This window comes from Pseudomonas sp. 1L-C-7-B-C1, assembly GCF_057291635.1.
Genome location: NZ_JBXAWH010000003.1, coordinates 315,178 through 336,649, shown reverse-complemented (window position 1 = coordinate 336,649; position 21,472 = coordinate 315,178). Strand labels below are relative to the sequence as shown.

The following is a 21,472-nucleotide window of genomic DNA, read 5'->3' as shown; positions in this document are numbered from 1 at the left end:
CCTTGGTTGAAATCACCCCTGCGTTGCGCGACCCTTGCGTCCCGGCCTCCTTTACCAGTGTCCTTCAGCAATTGCGAACGGCTACCGCCGTCCAGCACACGACACTCGAAGCCCGATTGCCACTGACCCACCCTCAGCTTGATCTCGGCACCTACAAACGGATCATCGCGGCCTACTACGGCTTTCATCTGCCCTTGCAACAATCGATTGAGCGCTTTCTGGCGCCCCAGGCCGTCGACCCTGCGCGGCAGAAAATCCCGGCGCTGATCAAGGATCTGCACGCCCTCGGCCTGGACGACCTGCAGATCCAGGCCTTGCCGCTGTGCACTGAACTGCCCGCCATCGACAGCGTCGCGCAGTTGCTCGGCGTGATGTACGTGATGGAGGGGGCGACGCTGGGGGGGCAAGTCCTGCGTCGGATCATCGCGGAAAGACTGGGCGTCGACGCCGACAGCGGTGGCGAGTTTCTGGATGTGTACGGCCGAGAGACCGGGCGTTTGTGGAAAGCCTTCCTCAAACAGTTGGCCGAGTTTGACAATCCGCTGTCCAACACCGAGGTGGTGCAATCGGCCCGCCTCACCTTCGAATCCTTTCAAACCTGGCTGGAGCGGGCGGGAGTGCTGAACGATGCTTAACGACATGCAGACCATGGACGACCTGCTGGATAACTGCGCCAACGAACCGATTCGCATCCCCGGCGCCATTCAGCCCCACGGCGCTCTGTTGACCCTGCTCGAAACCGACTGGACCGTGCAACAGGCCAGCGCCAACGCCTGGCAGATGTTGAACATCGGCAGTGACGTGCAGCCCGGTGATCCACTGGTGCGCTGGCTGGGCGAGGCGCAGACAGACGCCTTGCGCGACGCCGTTCAGGACGCGGATCTGCACAGCCTTGATCCGTTGCCGATGCAGTTTGCCGGGCAGGCATTCGATGGCCTGTTGCATCGCCATGACGGCCTGTTGTTTCTGGAGCTTGAGCCCGTCGCCACACAAGCATCGATGCAGGGATTGGGGCCGCGCCTCACGCGCACCTTGCGTCGCCTGCAATCGGCCAAATCGCTGGACGATCTGTACGCCATCAGCGTCTCGGAAATCCGTGCGCTGACCGGCTACGACCGGGTCATGATCTATCGCTTTGAAGAGGAGGGTCACGGGCAGGTCATTGCCGAGTCGGCGACGGCCGACCTGGACGCCTACCTGGGGCTGTTCTTCCCCGCCACCGACATCCCGCAGCAGGCCCGCGAGCTGTATCGCCTGAACTGGCTGCGCATCATCCCCGACGCCGCGTATGTGCCGGCGCCTCTGGTCCCGGCCCTGCGGCCCGATACCGGCGAGCCGCTGGACATGAGCCACTCGGTGCTGCGCAGCGTGTCGCCGATCCATTGTCAGTACATGCACAACATGGGCGTGCGCTCATCGATGAGCATTTCCCTGCTCAAGGATGAGCGCCTCTGGGGCCTGATCAGTTGCGGCAATCGCGAGCCGTTGCAGGTTCCCCACACGCTGCGCTCGGCCTGCCAGACCATCGGACAAGTGCTGTCGATGCAGATCAGCCTGCTGGAAGATCAGCAGACTCAGCGCCAGCGACTGGCCAAACATCACATGCTGGACAGGCTGTCCAGGGCGATGAACGAGTCCGCGGACGACGTCTACAACGGGCTGCTTGAAAACTCCCAGGCGCTGCTGACACTGGTCGACGCCCACGGGGCGGCGGTGATCATCGACGGTCAGGTACACCTGGTCGGCCAGTGCCCGAGCACCGAGCAAGTGAGCGCGTTGCAGCAATGGCTGCAGAACCGCCCCGGATCGGTGTTCGAGACGTCCAGCCTCGGCGCCGTGTTCCCCGACGCGCAAGCGTATCAACGCGTGGCCAGCGGACTGCTGGCGTTCAGCTTGCCCAAGCCGGTGGCCAATGGGGTGCTGTGGTTTCGCGCCGAAGTCCGGGGCAGCGTGGAGTGGAGCGGCAACCCGCAACAGGCCAAACGGGTCGTCAATGACCGCCTGCAGCCACGGGAATCCTTTGCCCTGTGGGAGCAGCAGGTTGAGGGTAAGGCCAGAGCCTGGAGCGCCGGCGAGGTCTACGCGGTGTCCGACCTGCGTCGCTCTGCGCTGGAGGCAGACCTGTCACGGCAGGTGCTGCGTGAAAAAGAGGCGGTGCGTGCCCGCGATGAGCTGGTAGCCGTGGTGTCCCACGACCTGCGCAGCCCGCTGACGGTTATCGTCATGCAGTGCGGCATGATGCAGCGGGTGATCAACGCCGACGCCACTGCGTCTACCAAACGACTCAACTCTGCCGTCGACATCCTGCAGCGCGCATCTTCGCGGATGACCAGCCTGCTGGAGGATTTGCTCGATACGTCAAAGATCGAAGCCGGCCGCTACTTCATCGACGCCGAGCGGCTGGAAGTCAGCCAGTTGTTCGAAGACGCCTGGTCATTGCTCACGCCACTGGCGCTGAGCAAATTTATCGACCTGACGTTCCACGCCGAGCCCGACCTGACGATTTTCGCCGACCCGGAGCGCATGTTTCAGGTGCTCTCCAATCTGGTGGGCAATGCGATCAAATTCACCCCCAAGGCCGGCAGTGTGAAGGTCACGGCGGCAGGTGAGGGTGACCATGTGGTATTCACCGTGGTGGACACCGGGGAGGGTATTCGCAGCGACCAGTTGCCCCACGTGTTCGAGCGCTACTGGCGCAGACGTGAAGGCAATCCGAGCGGGACGGGTCTAGGGCTCTACATCTCCCAAGGGATCGTCAGGGTCCACGGCGGTGAACTGACGGCCTCTAGTGAAGAGGGGGTCGGCAGCGAATTCCGTTTCACGGTGCCGCGCGCGTCCATGGCGTCCTGACCCTGCTGCGACCGCCTTGGCGGCGGGGGAGGGGTATTCCTGGCTGGAATCCCCCGCATGAAAAACATGAATTTTATTTATGGCCGTCAGCCCTCTACCGTGTGCGTATTCCGTTCACGGTAGAGCCATTATGACCACGCCCTCTCACCCTCAGCCATCCCTCGTCGAAGAACACTGGAAGCGCAACCTGGCGGTCTGCGTGTTCGGCGCGTTCGCCACCATCGTGGCGATGACGTTGCTGCTGCCGTTTCTGCCGCTGTATGTCGAGCACCTGGGCGTCACCGATCCGGCCGCCATCGTGCAGTGGTCGGGGGTGGCGTTTGGTGCGACCTTTCTGTCTGCCGCGCTGACCGCGCCGCTGTGGGGGCGGCTGGGCGATCGCTACGGGCGCAAGTTGATGCTGATCCGCGCCAGCCTGGGCATGGCGGTGGCGATGTCGCTGATCGGCCTGGCAGAGAATATCTATCAGTTAGTCGGGCTGCGTTTGTTGGCGGGGCTGCTCGGCGGCTATGCCTCTGGCGCGACCATTCTGGTGGCGACGCAGACGCCCAAGGCGCGCACCGGCTGGGCGCTGGGCATGCTCTCTTCGGGAATCATGGCCGGTAATCTGGCCGGGCCGTTGATTGGCGGCCTGTTGCCGCCGCTGATCGGCATCCGCAACACGTTCTTCCTGGCCGGGGGCGTGATCTTTCTGACCTTCCTTGCCACGCTGTTTCTGATGAAGGAGGCGCCTCGGTCCAAGCGTCAGACTGGCGGGGCGAAAGCCCCGGCGGTGCGGGCGTGGGACGTCATCACTGACAAGAAGCCGGTGCTGACCATGCTCGTGGTGGCCTGTCTGGTGATGTTCTCGATCATGTCCATCGAGCCGATCATCACCGTGTACCTGACCCAGTTGCACAGCGAAAACGTCACGCTGATGGCCGGGCTGGTGATGTCGGCGACCGCGCTGGCCAGCGTGTTGTCGGCCTCGCGCATTGGCAAGCTGGCCGACCGTATCGGCCACTGGAAAGTGGTCATTGGCTGTCTGACTGCGGCGGCTGTCTTGCTCATCCCCCAGGCCTTCGTCACCCATGCCTGGCAGCTGGTGCTGCTGCGTTTTCTCATGGGCATTGCTCTGGGCGGTCTGTTGCCGTGCATTGCGGCAATCATCCGCCATTCGGTGCCCGACGCCGTGGCCGGACGCATGCTCGGCTATTCCACGTCCTGCCAGTACATCGGTCAGGTGCTGGGCCCGCTGACCGGGGGGTACCTGGGCGGGCATTTCGGCATGCCGGTGGTCTTCATCGTCACCTGCCTGCTGATGGGAGGCTGCGCGGTCGGGATGTTGCTCATGCGGCCTCTGATTTCCAGTGGGCCCGGCCTCAGCCCGAAAGAGGGTGGCATTTGACAAAACCATGACATCCCGCACCGGATAATCGCCGCCGGTGGGGCCACGCCCCGGAGTCGAGTACCGCCATGCACGGACCTTCATGGACATCAAACACAGCCTTAAACAACGCATTGTCATCGTATTTGCGTTGATGAGCGCGCTGGTCGCCGGGGTATTCGCCGCCGGCATCATCGCCACCGTGCACGTGGTCGAAAAGCGCCTGTCGATCATGAGCCTGAAGGGCAATATGCACCGTCTGCTGGCCGTGGACAGCGTCAACGACTGGCGCCACCGGCCGGAAAAAGACGAATTGTTCTACGCCGAAGAGGGCGTTGGCGACCTTGCCATGAGCGATGACCTCAAGGGCCTTCCCCTGGGATTTCAGGAGTTCTTTCGCGGCAAGAAAGCCTATTACGCCATGGTCTCGGAGGTGAACGGACGCCATTACGTGTTGTTGCGAGACCAGCGCAGATTCCAGAAACGTGAACGGATTCTGTTCGGTGTCGTGCTGGTCGGCTTCTTCCTCAGCGTGCTGTTGGCGGTGCTGCTGGGTCGGCTGCTTGCGTCCCGGGTGATCACGCCGGTGTCGCGCCTGGCCGGCCAGGTACGTCATCGCGATCAGTTGCTGGAGCTGGCGCCGGTACTCGCCAGCGACTACGCCAACGACGAAGTCGGTGCCCTGGCCAGGTCCTTCGACGAAACCCTGGGCCGGCTGCGGGCCGCGCTGAGCCGCGAGAAGCTGTTTACCAGCGACGTCAGCCATGAACTGCGCACGCCGCTCATGGTGCTGGCGACGTCCTGCGAATTGCTGATGGAATACCCGGCGCTGGACGAGCGTTCCCGCACGCAGGTGAAGCGAATCGGCAAGGCAACGGCGGGTATGAACCAGTTGGTCGAAACCTTTCTGCTGCTGGCCCGTACCGAGGGCAAGAATGTTCCCCAGGGTCAGCGCTCATCGATGCAGCAGATTGCCGATGAATTGGTCGAGGCCTGGCGTCCTCCCATTGAGGCCAAAGGCCTGCGATTCATTTACCAACAGCTGCAAGTCGACGGCGAAACGCACAACGCACCCTTGCTGCGTTCGGTCATGGGCAATCTGCTGCGCAACGCCTGGCATTACACCGATCAAGGCTTGATTCAGCTGACCCTGCGCAGCGATGGTTTCAGCGTCGAGGACAGCGGCATCGGCATTCCGCTGGAGAAGCAGCAGGCCATGTTTCAGCCCTTCGTGCGCGGCGACGAACAGCGCGGGGAGGGGCTGGGCCTGGGGTTGTCACTGGTCCAGCGTATCTGTGCCAACCAGCGCTGGACAGTCACGCTGACCAGCCGTGATGACGGCGGATGCTGTTTTACGGTGTTGTTGAAGCTGGATGCAACCGGGGAAAAGCCGGTATGAGCGCTTTCCATTTTCGTTGTGTTGCCCGGCGCGTTCCCGGCTAGAGCCGGTCCTACAGTCGAGGTCACCGCGAGTTCTGCACGCCGCGCACGACGCTGCTCACTCCACTGGTCCGACGAACCGCACGAATGCGCGGCACCACGCTCCAACGCCGTGCCTACCCCTACGGACCTGCGACCATGTGCCCGATCCGCCCATCACTCGTTTGCGGGAGTGCCGACAATCAGCCTGCAGACCGCGACGACACCCCCGAATACCCGCTCTCCGGGCCCATCAAGCCTGATGACCCAGAACGTCGCACTGAGGAGTCTCAGGCCGAAACCGACGGCTGTGCCCCGGAACCTGAAGCCAATTTGGCTGATCGGTAATCACCCGTTCGGGTGGACTCGGTATCACGTCTGTCGGCGAATGTCGGTGCAACTGTCGCGGAATTTGATGATTGCCCTTGGAAAGCTCCCTTAAAAACGGAAGAATGTGTGATTAGTCGCGCACTTAACTCGCAATATTCACGACGCCAACACCGTGGCGGAGGAAGCAAATTTGAATCAGCTAAAACGCCTTCAGAGCGGAATTGAAGGGCTTGATGAGCTGCTAATGGGCGGTTTCGTTGCCGGATCCTCGTACATCATTCAGGGGCGACCGGGCTCCGGCAAAACCATCCTGGCCAACCAGATCGGTTTCAATCACATCCGCAATGGCGGCCGCGTGCTGTTTGCAACCCTGCTTGCCGAGCCCCACGAGCGGCTGTTTCAGTTCCTCTCCACCATGAGCTTCTTCGACAAGGACCGGGTTGGCGATCAGATCCAGTTCGTCAGTGCGTTCGACACCATGGAAAACGACGGCCTCGATGAGGTCGTCAAGCTGCTGCGCCGCGAGATCGTCCGCCAGAAGTCCACGGTGATGATCCTCGACGGGCTGCTCAATGCCCGCTCCAAAGCCGAATCCACGATCAACACCAAACGCTTCATCTCCGAGCTGCAGGGCCACGCCGCCTTCGCTGGTTGCACCGTGTTCTTCCTGACCAGCTCCCAGCTGGACGACGGCAGCCCCGAACACACGATGGTGGACGGCGTGCTGGAAATGGGTGAAGAACTGGTCGGCAACCGCTCCGTGCGCCGCATCAAGGCCCGCAAGACCCGTGGCAGCGGCGCCATTCCCGGCGCTCATGAATGCGAGATCACCGAAAACGGCCTGGTCGTCTACCCGCGCCTTGAAAGCACCATCACCCACTCGGCGCTCCGTGACAGCGCGGAATTCAGCGTTGTCCCCAGCGGGATCGACACGCTGGATCCGTTGATCGGCGGCGGACTGGTGGAATCATCCGTGACCTTGCTCCTCGGCCCGTCGGGCACGGGCAAGACCACGTTCGGCCTCAACTTCCTCGCGCGCTCTACGCCCGAGGAACCCGGGCTGTTGTTCGGCTTCTACGAATCGCCGCAGCGGCTGAGGGCGAAGGCGGCGGCGCTTGGGCTGGACTTCGAAGCGCTGGAACGAGACGGTGCGCTGCACGTTGCATGGAGATCACCGACCGCCGAGTTGATCGACAAACTGGCTCTCGATCTGCTGCGGATCGTCGAGCAGCACGGCGTCAAGCGGGTGTTTCTCGACAGCCTCGGTGGCATGGCCCGGGCGTCGGCCGATCAATCGCGGATTCTCGACCTCTTCAGCGCCCTGATGAGCGAGCTTCGCGCCCGTGGCGTCACGGTGGTCTCGAGCTGGGAAATTCGTGGCCTGATCGGCGGCAAGATTGACGCGCCGGTCCCGGACATGTCGGGCATTGTCGACAACCTCATGCTGATCCGCTTCGCGCAATCAACCGCGGGGCTGACCCGGCAGCTGTCGATTCTGAAAATCCGCGATAACCCCTACGACCCGGCCCTGCTGGACGTCTTGATCGGCGAGCAGGGTTTGACTGTGAGAAAGGCTGCTTTCCATGCCCTTGACGATTCAGGCAATGCCACGGCGCAGCAGTCATCACCGAGCCGATGATGGCTCGTTCGCGCGGAGGGTTGCATGACCACAATTCTGATTGTCGATGATGAATACCTCATCGTTGACATACTGAGCTTCGCGCTGGAAGATGAAGGCTACTTGACCGTCACTGCCGGCAGCGGGCAGAAGGCCCTGGGCATTCTCGAACGCGAACGTCCGCAGCTGATCATCACCGATTACATGATGCCGGGGATGAACGGCATCGAGCTCGCAGAAGCAGTGCGTGTGAATCAGAGCCTTGGGCATATCCCTATTGTGCTCATGAGCGGTGCGCAGTCTCATCTGGGGATTGCCCGCCCCGATCTGTTCAGCAAGGTGTTCGACAAGCCATTCGAGATCAGCGCCGTACTGCACGCTGTGCGCGAACTGCTGGGCGCGTAGGACTGGCTTTGGCCGGGAAGGCGATCGTGTGAACGCCATCAATTTTGCAGAGCGGCAGCTGACGCATTCCCGGCTAACGCCGGTCCCACAATCGAGTTCACAGCTGCTGCCCACGTAGAGGCGCAGCACGTCTCGCTGAATGCGTGGGATGCTTTTTGTGGGACCGGCTTCAGCCGGGAAGTGGCCGGTACAGAGGTTGTCGGTTTTGTGGCGCGGCGGGGGATGCCGGGAGGGGATTGAATGTCAGGAAGCAGGGCGGCGCTGGGGCCGCCCGGGCCAGGATCAGCGGCCGTCAGCAACCTTGCGCTCGATTTCGGCTGACTTCTTGTTCAGCTCTTCGACGTCCTGTTCCTTCTCGCGAATGGAGGTCGGGGTGATGACTTCGTCCACCGCGCGGGTGTCGTCGTCCGTATCGTTGAGGTCTCGCTGTACCACGTTGACAGGTTTGCCAGCGCTGTCGAGGGTCGGCGCGTCAGGCTGGGTGACGTTACGTGGGTCAACCGGGGTGTCTTGGCTCATGGATTCATCCTCGCTGTGGGTATGTAGCTTGGATGTGTCGGAGGTCGGCGAGTTCGGGTTTTTTTCGACCGCGCGCGTACCCGATCCTGACCCGGTCAGCGTTGCTCCACCAGATTGAGAAAGCGTCGCGTGCGCTCGTTGTCCGGATCGACCAGCACTTCGTTCGGCGAGCCGTCGGCGACGATGCGGCCGGCCTCCATGAACAGCACGCGATCGGCAATGTCCTGGGCAAACTTCATTTCGTGGGTCACCAGCAGCATGGTCATCTGCTGCTCGTGGGCGATGGCGCGAATCACCGCCAGCACTTCACCGACCAGCTCCGGATCAAGCGCCGAGGTGACTTCGTCGAACAGCATCACCTGGGGCCGCATGGCCAGCGCCCGGGCGATCGCCACGCGCTGTTGCTGACCGCCGGAAAGCTGCGCGGGATAGGCATCGGCCTTGTGACTCAACCCGACCAGCCCGAGGTATTGATGGGCGCGCTCCAAAGCCTCTTCGCGGGTCAGCTTAAGCACTTGAAGGGGGGCCTCGGTGACGTTCTCCTGCACGGTCAGGTGCGGGAACAGATTGAACTGCTGAAACACCATGCCGACGCGGTGCACCAACGGTGGCTTTTTCGCGCCCGGCCAGTGCCAGCCGCCGGACTTGGCGGGCACCGGCGCGCCGGCCACCTCGATGCTGCCGTGCTGATAGGCCTCAAGGCCCTTGATCAGGCGCAACACCGTGGATTTGCCCGAACCGCTGGGGCCGATGAGGGCAACTTTCTGGCCGGCGGGAATGCTCAGGTCAAGATGATCAATGACCCGGGTCGCGCCGAAGTTTTTTACCACTTGGTTGAGGATGATCTGCGGCGAAGCGCCGGGCAGAGCGTGTGCGAGATCAGACATGGCTGCGCCTCTCGAAATATTTGAACAGCAGGGAGGTCGGCACACTGATCGCCAGGAACATCAGTGCCATCACCGTGTAGGGCTCGTTGTAGCGGTAGGTCATGCCGGCGATCTGTTTCGCCGCCTGAAACAGCTCTGGAATGGTGATCACCGCCAGCAGCGGGGTTTCCTTGAACATCCCGATGAGGTAATTGCCAAGCACCGGCAGCATCGGCTTGAGGGCCTGGGGCAGGACGATGCGCCGCCACGTGGTGGCGCTGTCGAAATCCAGTGCCCTGGCCGCTTCCCATTGACCGGCCGGCACGCCCTCGATAGCGCCGCGAAAGGCTTCGGCAATGTAGGCGGCGTAATACAGCCCGAGGCCGATGACCCCGGTGGAAATCGCCGGCAGGGTCAGGCCGGCCAGGGGCAGGGCGAAGAACAGCACGTACAGCTGAACCATCAGCGGGGTGTGTCGAAAGAAGCTCAGGTAGCCGGCGCTCAGTCTTTGCACCAACGGGTTTTGAGATCGCTGAGCAATGGCCAGCAGCAGACCGAGCAACACCGCCAGCAGGAAGCCGAGGATCACTACTTGCAGCGTCACCAGCAGCCCCTCAAGCAGATCGGGGACGATGGACCAGGCGAAGGCGTAATCGAAATTCATCGCGCCACCCCGCGACGCCAGTGAGTGACCCGCCGCTCATAGCGTTTGACCAGCCAGCTGAGCGGCCAGGCCATGACGAAGTAGCACACCAGCACGATGCTCCAGATCAGCGTCTGCTGGCCCAGGGTGGTGATCAATTGGCCACCGGAAAAGGTCAGGTCGCTGAGGGTGATCAATGACACCAATGAGGTGGTCTTCAGCAATTCGACCAATTGGTTGCCCATCGGCGGGAGCATGAACGGCAACGCCTGGGGCAGGATGATTCGGCGAAACGCGGTTATCGCGTCGAAGTCCAGGGCCTTGATCGCGTCGCGTTGGCCTCGGGCGACATTGCTCAGGGCCGAGCGGACGATTTCCGAACCGTAGGCGGAGAAGGTCAGGCCCAGTCCGAGAATGCCGGTGATCATCGGTGCGAGCGTGATACCAAACAACGGCAGGATAAAGAACAGGTAGAACAGCAGCACCAACGCGGAGATGCCGCGCAGGATTTCGACGTAGACCGCCGCGATCCAGCGCAGCGCGCGCCACGGCGACAGGCGCATCAGCGCGATGACGAACGACATCACCACCACGACGATTTGAGCGAAGAAGGTGATTTCGAGGGTGACCAGTGCGCCGTTGGCCAGTTGGCGGGCGATGAAGCGCGCGGTGTCCAGGGTGGAAGCATCAAAAAGCATGGGCCGTACTCGTATGGGTTGGGGCCTTGATATTGAGGGGGCGAAAATTGGCAGCGTCAGGTGCTTGCGGTCCTGCGGAATGCGCGCGGTCTGAAGGACCGGCTTCAGCCGGGAAGAGGCCCGTGCAGGCGCCATCAATTTTGCGGTGTGCTCACCGACGCCTTCCCGGCTGAAGCCGGTCCCACTGAAAGCACGCGATCCCACAGTAGGACTGGCTTTAGCCGGGAAGAGGCCCGTGCTGGCGCCCACCATTTTGCGGTGCCCCCACCGACGTCTTCCCGGCTAAAGCCGGTCCTGCAATGGTGCCGGCGACAGCGCCGGCGTCATTAGGATCAGTCTCAGCGGTTGCAACGCTGCTCGGCGGTCACGTCTGCGGGTGGCAGTTCGTTTTCGGTGTAGCCGTATTTCTGCAGGATCTTCAGCAGGTCGCCGGAAGCGCGCAGTTTCGCCAGTTGCTCGTTGAACCCCTGGATAAACGCCGGATCGTTTTTCGGCAGGCCGTAGGCGTGGTAATTCCAGGTCGGCTTACCGTCGGCATCCGGGATCTGCTCGAATGGCAGTGCCCGTTCAACCGGCGTGCCTTCGGCTTTTTTCAGCAGGCCGATGATTTCGGCATCCGGGAAGTACACCACGTCGACACGATCGGCCTGCAGCGCGGCGAGGGCTTCGGTGTCCTTGTCGAAGAGCACGACGTTGCCATTGCTGATGCCGCTGTCCTTGGCTTCCTGCACCTGATTGCTGCCAGGCTGGGTCGCCAGGCGCGCCTTGCCGTTGGCCGCGACGTCCTTGAGGCTGTGCAGCTTCAGCGGGTTGCCGGCCTTGACCAGAAACGCGCCGCCGGAACGGGTGACCGGGTTCGAATAGCCAATCACTTTGCAGCGCGCCGGATTGATGAACAGGCCGGCGCCGATCAGATCGAAACGACCTGCTGCCAGTCCCGGCACCAGCGAGCCGAACTCGGTGATGGGCAGTTCAACCTTGGTGACGCCCAGCGGTTCGAGAATGGCCCGAAGGATCTCGACGTTGGCGCCGACGATTTTCCCGTCGGTGCCCACGTACGCGTAGGGTTGCTCGTTGGCGATGCCGGCGGTCAGGCCCTGACTGCGGCCCTTTTCCAGCAGGCCGGCAACGGCAGAGAACGAAAACACGGCATTCAGCAGCAGGGCGGAGCCGAGTGCGGCAGACAGCGACAGCGGTTTTAAGCCTTTCATCAAGTGCGCTCAAGAGTGGGAATGAAGGTCAGGTGCAGCGGTTGGTTACGCCAGGTGCTCCGTTCATGGCGTCCAGATGTCCACGTCCTTGGCATCCACAGCAGTGGGCAATAGCCCGGCATTGAAAAAGGCATCGGCGATCTTCTGTTGCTCGCCCAGTTGGTCTGCCTTCACCGGCTCGACCTGATAACTGCGATGGGCGTTGGCGGCCTCGACGGTGTCCACGTCCAGATTGCCCCACAACGGGCCGAGCACTTGCGCCGCCTCACGGGGGTGGCTTTTGACCCAGGCGCCCGCCAGGTGCAACTGTTCATAAACCCGCTTCAACACCTCGGGATGAGCCTTGGCGTAGGCCGTGCTGGTCAAGTAGTAGCGTTTGTAACTCGCCGGGCCGGCACCGTCAGTCAGGGTGCGCGTCGGCAATTGCCGCTGCACGCTGGTGAGGAAGGGCTCCCAAGTGACCCAGGCGTCGACCTTGTCATTCTCGAATGCCGCCCGGCCGTCTGCCGGGGACAGGTACGCCGGCTGGATATCGGAGAACGACAGCCCGGCCTTGCTCAGCGCGGCGATCAACAGGTAATGGGTACCGGCCGCCCTGGTCACGGCGATCTTCTTGCCTTTCAAATCCGACAATTGGCGGATCGGCGAGTCATTGCGCACAACGATGGCCTGGGCGGCGGGCGAAGGCGACTCTTCAGCGAAATAGGTGAGCCTGGCCTTCGCGGCCTGGGCGAAGATTGGCACGGTGTCGGCGACGTCCGCACTGATGTCGACGTTGCCGACATTGAGTGCTTCAAGCAGGGGCAGACCGCTGGGGAATTCATGCCAGGTGATGTCGATGTTGTCTTTGCCCAGCGCCTGCTCGAGGGTGCCCTGGGTCTTGAGCAGGGTGATCAGGGTGGAAGATTTCTGATAGCCGATGCGCACCGTTTCTCGCGCATTTGCCGACACCGCGAAACTGCTCGCCATCGCAACGACCAGGCTGATCAGCCAAGCGTGTCGGACGAAAGTGCCAGCGGTTGTGCGTGGAGTGGGCATGGCGGGCTCGTGGCTTGAGTGAGGCGCGGGAAAGCGCAAGCCACAAATCATAGGGTTCTAAAAAGAATTGGCTAAATATCGTTTGGTTATGAGGTTATGCACTCCGGCGTCGCGTGGCAAAACCGGTAACCAGGACGGGGACCGCTCTGGCACGGCGGTCCCGGTCTTGTGGCGCGCAATCAGGCCGTGGTGGCCTTGTCGCGCACAGGCAATGTCCAGTTCGGTCGAACGAAGTGGCAGGTGTAGCCGTTGGGGATGCGTTCCAGGTAATCCTGATGCTCGGGCTCAGCTTCCCAGAATGGGCCGGCCGGGGCGATTTCAGTGACGACTTTGCCCGGCCAAAGGCCCGACGCATCCACATCGGCCACCGTGTCCAGGGCGACGGCTTTCTGCTCGTCGCTGAGGTAGAAAATCGCCGAGCGATAGCTCACGCCCACGTCGTTGCCCTGACGGTTCGGGGTCGACGGATCGTGGATCTGGAAGAAGAATTCAAGGATTTTGCGGTATGAAATCTGCTCGGGGTCGAAGACGATTTCGATGGCTTCGGCGTGGGTGCCGTGGTTGCGATAGGTGGCGTTGTCAACGTCGCCACCGGAGTAGCCGACGCGGGTCGACACGACGCCGGGGTAGCGGCGCAGCAAGTCCTGCATGCCCCAGAAGCAGCCTCCGGCGAGCAGCGCGGTTTCGGTGTGGGTGGTCATGGGCAAGTCCTTCCAGCTATTAACGGTGTGTGTCAGGTACGCAGTGCAGTGTGCGTGTCTGCGAGCGCGCGGCGCAACGGCCGCCTTGAAGATCAGATGACTGACGCGCGCACTCGTTCAGTCGCCGCCGAACTGCTGACGGTATTGGCCGGGCGTCACGCCAATGCGCTCGCTGAACGCCTTGCGCATGTGCCGCGTGCTGCCAAAGCCGCAGCGACTGGCCACGACCTTGAGGGGCAGGTCGCTGCCTTCGAGCAGTTTGCGCGAGTGGTCGATGCGCGCGTTGAGCAGAAATTGCATGGGCGTCAGGCTGACTTCGCGCTGGAACGCCCGGGCAAAATTGCGCGGGCTCATCGCTGCCAGGTCGGCCATGCGCTGCACGGTGTAGGCCTCATCAATGTGGTCGACGACGTAGGCCTGCACCCGGGCGATCGCGCTGTCATCCCGGGGCACCGCCGCCAGCAGCGGGCCGTAGGGTGTTTGGCCGCCCTGACGCTTCATGACCACCAGCAGCACTTTGGCCACCTCCAGGGCGATCTCTTTGCCGTGGTCTTCCGCGACTATGGCCAGCGCCATGTCGATGCCCGCCGTGATACCACCCGACGTGATCAGGTTGCGGTCGACGACGTAGATCTGCTCGGTTTCGACGCGGGAGGCAGGGAAACGCCGAGCCAGGCGCTCGACGTAGTTCCAGTGGGTGGTGCAGCGGTAGCCGTCGAGCAGACCAGCGTCACCCAGCAGAAACGCGCCGGTGCAGATCGCTCCGAAACGCCGGGCGGCCTGGGCGGCGGCCGGTAGCCAGGCGGTGAGCTGAGGATGGCTGACACCGTACGCACCTGGTCCGCCGGGGACCAGTAGCAGGTCAATGTCGGGCGGCAGATCGTCCAGCGCCACATCCGCCTGGACCTTGAGCCCGCAGGAGCTGCGGATGAGCAGCGGGGGTTCAGCCACCGTGATCAGTCGATACTGTTTTTCCGGCGCCAGCAGTCGATTGGAAATCGAAAAGACGTCCATGGGGCCGGTCACGTCGAGCATGAGCACGTCGTTGAACAGCACCACCGCCACTGTTTTCTGCCCTGAGATGTCGCGCATGCCTTGATTGCCTTTCTATTACCGCCACTGCCAGCGCAGGGCGACGAGCCTGAATCCAGGCGGCATTCTAGGGGATTGCGCGAATGAATGTGAATGATTGGCGTTTGGAAGCCAATTGGATGAGTTTGGCGGGTTTGTCGCGGTTGATTGAACCGGGCTTGATCATAGGAATCGGGAGCGGCTGGCTTGATAACAACCTTTCAGTAACAGCAGGTCGGCAGCTGAAAGCGAATGCGTGCGCCACCGCTGGCCGAGGCTTGTGCCCAGATGCGCCCGTGGTGCGCGTCGACCACCGAGCGGCAGATCGCCAGTCCGACGCCGAGGCCACTGGTCTTGGTGGTGTAGAACGCGCCAAAGATCTGCTCGCGACGGTCAGGGGGGATGCCAGGGCCGTTGTCCTCAACGCAGACTTCGACACCGTCGCCGAGGGTAAATGAATGGATGCGCAACACGGCGGCGTCACGGCCGCAGCCGGCCATGGCTTCCACGGCATTGGTGATGAGGTTGACCAGTAATTGCTGCAACTGCACGGCATCGGCGACGATCGACTGGTCGACGTATAGCCCGGTTTCGAGCCGTACCCGCTGGGCAGTCAACAGCGGCTGGGTTAGGCCGACGGCGTCGCGAATGACATCGTCAATTTTCAGGATGCGCGGCTGCAAGGGCGCCTGACGGGCCAGCGCGCCGAGGGCTTTGACGATGTTGGCGGCGCGTTCGCAGCCGGCGCGGATGTCCTTCAAGCCGGCGATGGCTTCGTCGACGTCCGGCACGTCGCGTTGCAGCCAACGCAGGCTGGCGGCGGCGTTGGCGGCGATCCCCAAAAGGGGCTGACAGATTTCATGGGCGATGGAGGCGCTGAACTCGGCCATCTTTCGGACGTGGAGAGTGTGAGCATAGTCGCTTTGCGCGGCGGCAACCTGATCGCAGCCCGCCGTGCGGTGTGCTGTCGGGTGCGTCAGAGGGGGCAGGGAAGGGTGCCGGATCGCATCCGGCCAGTGCTGCTCCGCTGGCTGCGGGAAGCGCGTGTAAAGAGGAGATTGATGTTCGTCCAGCATCGTAGCCCCCGGCGGTCCGACGTCTTGTGCTTCGTCGCGCTTGAGTATACGCAGCGTGTCCGGCTTGAAACGCAGGCGAGGGCGGTTTGGCAGGAACAGGCACCCGGATGTCTGTCAGAGTCCCCACACAAGCTGAACGGAACCCGGGGCGCGCGTTCCACTGGCGCCTTCTGGCAGCACCATAGGGAAATGGTGAGACCGGCTTCAGCCGGGAAGGGGCCGGTGCGAGCACCCTCGATTTTGCGGTGTGGCCTCTGACGCTTTCCCGACTAAAGCCAGTCCCACTGAATGAACGCATGCCGTGAGTGGGACCGGCTTCAGCCGGGAAGGGGCCGGTACGAGCACCCGCGATTTTGCGCTGGTCAGGCGGCTCGTCTCAGACGCTGCCCTCGCTCTCGATCACCAGAACGCGCGCTTCACCCAGCGGGTGGGCAACGTGGGCCGTGCCGATGGAGGCGTAGAAAATATCCCCCGTTTGCAGCACGGTTCTTTGCTCGACGCCGTCTTGCTTGAAGCGCATCTCCACTTGCCCGTCCAGCACCACAAATACCTCCTGACCGTCGTTGACGTGCCATTTGTAGGGCTGGTCGGTCCAGTGCAGGCGCGTGGTGGTGCCGTTCATGTTAGCGATGTCCAACGCGGCCCACGGGCGCTCACCGGTAAAGTCTTTGCTGCGGATGATGTTCATGGGGAGGTCCGTTCAAGTGCGGGTTGGTGACGATGAACCGCGATGTTGCGGTGTCGGGTTTCCAACGTTCGATGCGCACGATCATAAGGTCGCGATGACAGGGTGCAACGGGTTGCCAGGGCAGTAGGGCTAAAAGCGCAAGATTCTGCAATTGGCGCTGTCTACGGTCGATGTCCGGAATCATTGCGGATCTGACATTGCCGGGCGTGCGGGTGCCCTTTAGACTCCCGGCCATCCACTAGACGACTGGTCTACGCTGGTCGGTCTGGTCAGAACTTTCAACGACTTAACGGAGTGTCACCCTATGGCTACGCAGCCCTTGCTCACCCACGTCAACCTTGGTCGGCATGTGCTGAAAAACCGCATTGCCTTCCCGCCATTGACCCGCCAGAGAAGCCTGCAGCCGGGTGATATCGCTTCGGATCTCATGGCCACCTACTACCAGCAGCGTGCGTCTGCCGGTTTCATGATCACCGAAGGCACCCAGATCGAGCCGCGCGGCCAGGGCTATGCATGGACCCCGGGCATCTACAGCGCCGAGCAGGTTGAAGGCTGGCGCAAAGTGACTGACGCGGTGCACGCGGAAGAGGGCGTGATCTTCGCTCAGCTCTGGCATGTGGGTCGTGTGTCCCATCACGCGTTGCAGCCCAACGGCGAAGCGCCGGTTGCCCCCTCGGCGATCCCGGCGGCCAACGCCAAGGCGTTCATCGAAACCGCGCCGGGCGCAGGGCAACTCGTGGTACCGCCGACGCCTCGCGCCCTGACCGTCGAAGAAATCCGCGAGCTGGTGAAGCTGTACGCCCAGGCGGCGAAAAACGCCATCGAAGCGGGGTTTGACGGCGTGGAAATTCACGCGGCGAATGGTTACCTGGTCAACCAGTTCATCTCCGAACACGCCAACCACCGGGACGACGAATACGGCGGCTCGCTGGAAAACCGCCTGCGCTTCCTGCGCGAGATCGTCACTGCCGTCGCCGAAGCGGTAGGCGGGGACCGTCTGGGTGTGCGCTTTTCGCCACTGTTCGCCAGCACCGATGAAGAACGCGTCTACATCGGCCTGGTGGAAAGCGACCCGCACCACACCTACGTCGAAGCCATCAAGGTCCTGGAAAACGCAGGCGTCGCTTACGTCTCCATCGCCGAAGCCGACTGGGACAACGCCCCCGAGCTGCCGGACACCTTCCGCAAAGCCATCCGCGAAGCCTTCAGCGGACGCATTATCTACGCCGGCCGCTACACCGCCGAACGTGGCAACCGCCTGATCGACGCTGGCCTCGCCGACCTCATCGCCTTCGGCCGCCCCTTCATCGCCAACCCCGACCTGCCGGCCCGCATCGCCAACGGCTGGCCCCTCAACCCCGTCAACCCGGCCACCCTGTATGGCGGGACTGAAGAGGGCTACATCGACTACCCGGTTTATCAGGCCGGCAAGTGAAGGCAGCGCCCCGCAGCTGACTGATGCGACGCAGAGCGTCGGAAGATGCGTTCCCACGCGGAGCGTGGGAACGATCAAATCGGCGGGACTGACTTCATCGAGCGAAATTGACGCTGCATGCACTGGCCTCTTCCCGGCTAAAGCCGGTCCCACTAAAAGCAGCGCGTGCATTCAGCAAAATTGGCAGTGATCCCGCCGGCCTCTTCCCGGCTGAAGCCGGTCCCACTACCAGCAGCGCGTGCATTCAGCAAAATTGGCGGTAATCCGGCCGGCCTCTTCCCGGCTAAAGCCAGTCCTACGAAAAGCAGCGGGTGCAGTCAGTGGGACCGGCTTTAGCCGGGAAGCTTTTGATCCGCTTTTGATTTGCTTGTGATCTGCCTTTGATCTTCATACGCAAAAGGCTCAGTTACCGCCAATCGCGACTTGGGTGCAGGCTGAACGCAGGTCTCGCGCAGTGGGCCGAGCCGCATGGATGCGGCGAGAGCGCCGTCAGGGCATGGATGCCCGTTCGGCGCGAGCCCACGGAGCGGGACCGGAGTGAAGGTATTCCGACGAAGGAGGAACCCAACCAGGAGCAAGTACCCTTGGTTACTTGGGGTGCTTTTCCAAGTAACTCGCCGAAGGCGAAATGTCTGCCGTTAGGCAGACGCTCTTGATTTCGCTATTCTCGCGTAGCGATCTCATCCAGATGATTCAACAGCGCCAGCGGATCCTCATACACCCGCAACGCCCCGGCCCGCTCCAGCTCGCTCGTATCGTACCCACCCGAAAGCAGCCCGATCCCCGTCGCCTTACACCGCCGCGCCGCGAGCATGTCCCAGATCGCATCACCGACCACCAGACAATCCTCAATTTTCGCGTCAATCTTCTTCGCCGCCGTCACGAACAAATCCGGGTCCGGCTTGCCGTTCTTCACATCATCGCGCGTGATCAGATTGATCTTCTTCGGGTCCAGACCCAACGCCTTCAAATTGATCTTCGCCGTCGACATCTCCCCACTGGTCGCGATACACCACGAGAACCCCTCATCATCCAGCGTCTTCAGCAAATCAACAGCGCCGGGCAGCGCAATGATCTGATCCTGGGTTCTCTCGTACGCCTCAGCGTGCTTCTTGCTCAACCGGTCGGCCTGCGCTTCACTGATCTCCATCCCGGTCTCCCGGGACAGCATCTTCAACATCAAACCGCCGCTCATGCCGATCTTGCGGTGGATCCGCCACATAGCCAGTGGGATGTTCTCCGAATCGAGGGCTTCCTTCCACGCCGTGACGTTCTGATAAACGCTGTCAGTCAAGGTGCCGTCGAGGTCGAAAAGGAAGGAGGTATTGGATCGCATGGTGTGGCTCCGTTGGTAAACATGTCATCCGCTGACAATGGCTAAAAATAAAAAGGGAGGTGCCCGGCGCTCAGGCAAGCTGCACAACGTCGGCTCAGGACAACCCGAGCGTCAGCCGCTTCAACCGGCATTCCACGACCTTGTCGTAGAACTCGGAAAGCGCCTCGGCCTGCTGCGCGTCAATGCCGCCGCAGCACTGCAGACCGAGCACGAAGCCGTTGGCCTGAGCGCCGTTCTTGACGGCGTCGATGGTCGAGCCGGACGCATGGATATCCGCCAGGATGCGCGCGCTTTGCGGTCGCAGCACCGGGGGCAAGTGATCAATGATATCGGTCATGGGAAGGCTGCCTTTCAGTTCTTTATCCCCCTGTGTGCCTGCACAGAAGCGGGTGAATGCTCATGCAAGACCTGACCGGGAGAGGAACGCAGCGGTTCCGACAAGTTTGCCGAAATGGCCACGAACGGCAGGGGCCGTGGGACTGGCTTTAGCCGGGAAGGCGTCGGGTGCTACACCACAACACTGATGGTTTACAAACCGACCTCTTCCCGGCTGAAGCCGGTCCCACCAGAATCAATCTATACGCGGGTGCTGCTGAACCAGGCTCTCGCGTTTGGCTTGCAGTTCGGCAATCTGCGTGTCGATGTCTTCGATCTTCTGCTCGATGTTGTCGTGATGCTCCTGCAGCAGCTCACGGGCCTCGTTTAGGTCAGAGGCTGCCGGCGCTGCGCCACGCAAAGGCTTGTTCGCCGTTTCTTTCATGGTCAGGCCGGTGATCAGGCCCACCACCGCCACCACCATCAGGTAGTACGCCGGCATGTACAGGTCCTGGGTGGTTTCAACCAGCCAGGCGACCACGGTCGGGGTCAGACCTGCAATCAGCACCGAGACGTTAAAGGCACTGGCCAGCGCGCTGTAGCGGATGTGGGTGGGGAACATCGCCGGGAGCGTCGAGGCCATCACACCGATGAAGAAGTTGAGGATCACCGCGATCAGCAGCAGACCGGCGAAGATCAGGCCCAACTGGCCGCTGTTGATCAGCTTGAACGCCGGAATCGACAGCACCAGCAAGGCAATGCTGCCAGCGATGATGAAGGGACGACGGCCGATCTTGTCGCTGAGGAAGCCGATCAGCGGCTGCACGAACAGCATGCCGACCATGATCGCCACGATGATCAGCACGCCACGGTCTTCGCTGTAATGCAGGTTATGCGACAGGTAGCTGGGCATGTACGTGAGCAGCATGTAGTACGTGACGTTGGTCGCCGCGACCACGCCGATGCAGGTCAGCAGGCTGCGCCAGTGCTTGGTGGCGACTTCCTTGAAAGAGACTTTCGGGCCGTGGGCCAGGCCTTCGCGGTCGCCTTGCTCAAGTTTTTCAACGTGCTGCTGGAACGCCGGGGTTTCTTCCAGAGCATTACGCAGATAGAGACCGACCATGCCCAGGGGCAGGGCGAGGAAGAACGGCAGGCGCCAGCCCCATTCGAGGAACTTCTCTTCACCCACCACAGAGGAAATCAGCACAACGACCCCGGCCCCGAGGACGAAACCGGCGATAGAGCCGAAGTCCAGCCAGCTGCCGAGGAAGCCGCGTTTACGGTCCGGCGCGTATTCGGCGACGAAGATCGAGGCGCCGGTGTACTCGCCGCCGACCGAGAAGCCCTGGGCCATCTTCGCCAGCAGCAGCAGAATCGGCGCCCAGATGCCAATGGATTCATACGAGGGAATCAGCCCGATGGCAAAGGTGCTGAGGGACATGATGACGATGGTCGCGGCGAGAACTTTCTGTCGCCCGTACTTGTCGCCGATGGCGCCGAAGAACACGCCGCCGATAGGGCGAATCAGGAAGGGCACGGAAAAGGTCGCGAGGGCCGCGATCATCTGCACGCTGGGGTCGGCGCCGGGGAAGAAGATCTTGCCCAGTGCGTAGGCCACGAAGCCGTAGACGCCGAAGTCGAACCATTCCATTGCGTTGCCCAGCGCGGCGGCCGTGATGGCCTTCCGCATCTTGGCATCGTCGACAATAGTGATGTCTTGCAACCCGATCGGGTTGACGGTTTTCTTGCGTGATCTCATAAAAGTCCCGGCAGCTGGAAGTATGACGTTGTGGCAATCAAAGCCCTGGCTATCGGCGACGCGCACTCCGTGGGGTGCGGTGCTGTCGCAAGAGTGGCAGGCCGATCTGCATCTGATAGGACAAGGGC

At 62.1% G+C, this 21,472-nt stretch carries 20 protein-coding genes; 7 read left to right on the top strand and 13 right to left on the bottom strand.

Annotated elements, in window-relative coordinates:
* The first annotated feature begins 2 nt into the window (after window positions 1-2).
* The 6 genes from AC0Z8Z_RS06955 to AC0Z8Z_RS06930 all read left to right on the top strand — a co-directional run bounded on the left by AC0Z8Z_RS06955 (window position 3) and on the right by AC0Z8Z_RS06930 (window position 7,988).
* Window positions 3-635, top strand: coding sequence for a biliverdin-producing heme oxygenase (locus tag AC0Z8Z_RS06955; RefSeq protein ID WP_254074839.1), 633 nt, complete (start codon window positions 3-5; stop codon window positions 633-635).
* The gene (locus AC0Z8Z_RS06950; protein WP_485618578.1) at window positions 628-2,850 is read left to right on the top strand and encodes an ATP-binding protein; all 2,223 of its coding nucleotides are present in this window, start codon (window positions 628-630) and stop codon (window positions 2,848-2,850) included. Before AC0Z8Z_RS06955 ends, AC0Z8Z_RS06950 begins: the two co-directional genes overlap by 8 nt.
* 130 nt (window positions 2,851-2,980) lie before the next feature.
* Complete coding sequence (locus tag AC0Z8Z_RS06945) at window positions 2,981-4,237, top strand: MFS transporter (RefSeq protein ID WP_485618576.1); 1,257 nt, start codon at window positions 2,981-2,983, stop codon at window positions 4,235-4,237.
* A gap of 82 nt (window positions 4,238-4,319) precedes the next feature.
* Window positions 4,320-5,615 (top strand): sensor histidine kinase, encoded by a 1,296-nt coding sequence (locus AC0Z8Z_RS06940; RefSeq protein WP_485618574.1) that lies wholly within the window; start codon window positions 4,320-4,322, stop codon window positions 5,613-5,615.
* Between the two features lie 540 nt (window positions 5,616-6,155).
* Window positions 6,156-7,604, top strand: coding sequence for an ATPase domain-containing protein (locus AC0Z8Z_RS06935; protein ID WP_485618572.1), 1,449 nt, complete (start codon window positions 6,156-6,158; stop codon window positions 7,602-7,604).
* Window positions 7,605-7,628: 24 nt separating this feature from the next.
* Window positions 7,629-7,988, top strand: coding sequence for a response regulator (locus AC0Z8Z_RS06930; protein WP_485618571.1), 360 nt, complete (start codon window positions 7,629-7,631; stop codon window positions 7,986-7,988).
* Window positions 7,989-8,270: 282 nt separating this feature from the next.
* Here AC0Z8Z_RS06930 and AC0Z8Z_RS06925 read toward each other — a convergent pair whose 3' ends face one another.
* The 10 genes from AC0Z8Z_RS06925 to AC0Z8Z_RS06880 all read right to left on the bottom strand — a co-directional run bounded on the left by AC0Z8Z_RS06925 (window position 8,271) and on the right by AC0Z8Z_RS06880 (window position 16,499).
* The gene (locus AC0Z8Z_RS06925; protein ID WP_485618570.1) at window positions 8,271-8,507 is read right to left on the bottom strand and encodes a hypothetical protein; all 237 of its coding nucleotides are present in this window, start codon (window positions 8,505-8,507) and stop codon (window positions 8,271-8,273) included.
* Window positions 8,508-8,602: 95 nt separating this feature from the next.
* Window positions 8,603-9,394: an amino acid ABC transporter ATP-binding protein gene (locus tag AC0Z8Z_RS06920; protein WP_485618569.1), complete on the bottom strand. Its 792-nt coding sequence runs from the start codon at window positions 9,392-9,394 to the stop codon at window positions 8,603-8,605.
* Window positions 9,387-10,037, bottom strand: a complete 651-nt coding sequence (gene ehuD, locus AC0Z8Z_RS06915) for an ectoine/hydroxyectoine ABC transporter permease subunit EhuD (RefSeq protein ID WP_485618568.1) — start codon at window positions 10,035-10,037, stop codon at window positions 9,387-9,389. The genes AC0Z8Z_RS06920 and ehuD overlap by 8 nt, the downstream gene beginning before the upstream one ends.
* Window positions 10,034-10,714 carry an ectoine/hydroxyectoine ABC transporter permease subunit EhuC gene (gene ehuC, locus AC0Z8Z_RS06910; protein ID WP_485618566.1) on the bottom strand — a complete coding sequence of 227 codons (681 nt, stop codon included), beginning with the start codon at window positions 10,712-10,714 and terminating at the stop codon, window positions 10,034-10,036. Before ehuC ends, ehuD begins: the two co-directional genes overlap by 4 nt.
* 338 nt (window positions 10,715-11,052) lie before the next feature.
* Window positions 11,053-11,925: an ectoine/hydroxyectoine ABC transporter substrate-binding protein EhuB gene (gene ehuB / locus AC0Z8Z_RS06905; protein ID WP_485618565.1), complete on the bottom strand. Its 873-nt coding sequence runs from the start codon at window positions 11,923-11,925 to the stop codon at window positions 11,053-11,055.
* Between the two features lie 63 nt (window positions 11,926-11,988).
* Window positions 11,989-12,894, bottom strand: a complete 906-nt coding sequence (locus AC0Z8Z_RS06900) for an aliphatic sulfonate ABC transporter substrate-binding protein (protein WP_485618685.1) — start codon at window positions 12,892-12,894, stop codon at window positions 11,989-11,991.
* A 248-nt stretch (window positions 12,895-13,142) separates the two neighbouring features.
* Entirely contained in the window at window positions 13,143-13,664 is a 522-nt protein-coding gene (gene msrA / locus AC0Z8Z_RS06895; protein WP_122536282.1) for a peptide-methionine (S)-S-oxide reductase MsrA, read from the bottom strand.
* Between the two features lie 117 nt (window positions 13,665-13,781).
* Complete coding sequence (locus tag AC0Z8Z_RS06890; RefSeq protein WP_485618563.1) at window positions 13,782-14,756, bottom strand: GlxA family transcriptional regulator; 975 nt, start codon at window positions 14,754-14,756, stop codon at window positions 13,782-13,784.
* 200 nt (window positions 14,757-14,956) lie between these two features.
* Window positions 14,957-15,625: a sensor histidine kinase gene (locus AC0Z8Z_RS06885; protein WP_485618562.1), complete on the bottom strand. Its 669-nt coding sequence runs from the start codon at window positions 15,623-15,625 to the stop codon at window positions 14,957-14,959.
* Between the two features lie 562 nt (window positions 15,626-16,187).
* Entirely contained in the window at window positions 16,188-16,499 is a 312-nt protein-coding gene (locus AC0Z8Z_RS06880; RefSeq protein ID WP_485618561.1) for a cupin domain-containing protein, read from the bottom strand.
* A 304-nt stretch (window positions 16,500-16,803) separates the two neighbouring features.
* Here AC0Z8Z_RS06880 and AC0Z8Z_RS06875 point away from each other — a divergent pair, with 304 nt between their 5' ends.
* Window positions 16,804-17,934, top strand: coding sequence for an alkene reductase (locus AC0Z8Z_RS06875; RefSeq protein ID WP_485618559.1), 1,131 nt, complete (start codon window positions 16,804-16,806; stop codon window positions 17,932-17,934).
* A gap of 661 nt (window positions 17,935-18,595) precedes the next feature.
* Here AC0Z8Z_RS06875 and AC0Z8Z_RS06870 read toward each other — a convergent pair.
* From AC0Z8Z_RS06870 to proP, 3 genes are all read right to left on the bottom strand, one after another.
* Window positions 18,596-19,270 carry an HAD family hydrolase gene (locus tag AC0Z8Z_RS06870; RefSeq protein WP_485618558.1) on the bottom strand — a complete coding sequence of 225 codons (675 nt, stop codon included), beginning with the start codon at window positions 19,268-19,270 and terminating at the stop codon, window positions 18,596-18,598.
* 94 nt (window positions 19,271-19,364) lie between these two features.
* On the bottom strand, window positions 19,365-19,607 hold the full coding sequence (locus tag AC0Z8Z_RS06865; RefSeq protein ID WP_485618557.1) for a hypothetical protein: 243 nt from the start codon (window positions 19,605-19,607) through the stop codon (window positions 19,365-19,367).
* 234 nt (window positions 19,608-19,841) lie between these two features.
* Window positions 19,842-21,344: a glycine betaine/L-proline transporter ProP gene (gene proP / locus AC0Z8Z_RS06860; protein ID WP_122624110.1), complete on the bottom strand. Its 1,503-nt coding sequence runs from the start codon at window positions 21,342-21,344 to the stop codon at window positions 19,842-19,844.
* Between the last annotated feature and the right edge of the window lie 128 nt (window positions 21,345-21,472).

Coding starts and splice junctions, on each gene's coding strand:
- AC0Z8Z_RS06950 (WP_485618578.1), top strand. CDS start 628: ATGCTTAACGACATGCAGACCATGGACGACCTGCTGGATAACTGCGCC.
- AC0Z8Z_RS06945 (WP_485618576.1), top strand. CDS start 2,981: ATGACCACGCCCTCTCACCCTCAGCCATCCCTCGTCGAAGAACACTGG.
- AC0Z8Z_RS06940 (WP_485618574.1), top strand. CDS start 4,320: ATGGACATCAAACACAGCCTTAAACAACGCATTGTCATCGTATTTGCG.
- AC0Z8Z_RS06930 (WP_485618571.1), top strand. CDS start 7,629: ATGACCACAATTCTGATTGTCGATGATGAATACCTCATCGTTGACATA.
- AC0Z8Z_RS06925 (WP_485618570.1), bottom strand. CDS start 8,507: ATGAGCCAAGACACCCCGGTTGACCCACGTAACGTCACCCAGCCTGAC.
- AC0Z8Z_RS06920 (WP_485618569.1), bottom strand. CDS start 9,394: ATGTCTGATCTCGCACACGCTCTGCCCGGCGCTTCGCCGCAGATCATC.
- ehuD (WP_485618568.1), bottom strand. CDS start 10,037: ATGAATTTCGATTACGCCTTCGCCTGGTCCATCGTCCCCGATCTGCTT.
- ehuC (WP_485618566.1), bottom strand. CDS start 10,714: ATGCTTTTTGATGCTTCCACCCTGGACACCGCGCGCTTCATCGCCCGC.
- ehuB (WP_485618565.1), bottom strand. CDS start 11,925: ATGAAAGGCTTAAAACCGCTGTCGCTGTCTGCCGCACTCGGCTCCGCC.
- AC0Z8Z_RS06900 (WP_485618685.1), bottom strand. CDS start 12,894: ATGGCGAGCAGTTTCGCGGTGTCGGCAAATGCGCGAGAAACGGTGCGC.
- msrA (WP_122536282.1), bottom strand. CDS start 13,664: ATGACCACCCACACCGAAACCGCGCTGCTCGCCGGAGGCTGCTTCTGG.
- AC0Z8Z_RS06890 (WP_485618563.1), bottom strand. CDS start 14,756: ATGCGCGACATCTCAGGGCAGAAAACAGTGGCGGTGGTGCTGTTCAAC.
- AC0Z8Z_RS06885 (WP_485618562.1), bottom strand. CDS start 15,625: ATGGCCGAGTTCAGCGCCTCCATCGCCCATGAAATCTGTCAGCCCCTT.
- AC0Z8Z_RS06880 (WP_485618561.1), bottom strand. CDS start 16,499: ATGAACATCATCCGCAGCAAAGACTTTACCGGTGAGCGCCCGTGGGCC.
- AC0Z8Z_RS06875 (WP_485618559.1), top strand. CDS start 16,804: ATGGCTACGCAGCCCTTGCTCACCCACGTCAACCTTGGTCGGCATGTG.
- AC0Z8Z_RS06870 (WP_485618558.1), bottom strand. CDS start 19,270: ATGCGATCCAATACCTCCTTCCTTTTCGACCTCGACGGCACCTTGACT.
- AC0Z8Z_RS06865 (WP_485618557.1), bottom strand. CDS start 19,607: ATGACCGATATCATTGATCACTTGCCCCCGGTGCTGCGACCGCAAAGC.
- proP (WP_122624110.1), bottom strand. CDS start 21,344: ATGAGATCACGCAAGAAAACCGTCAACCCGATCGGGTTGCAAGACATC.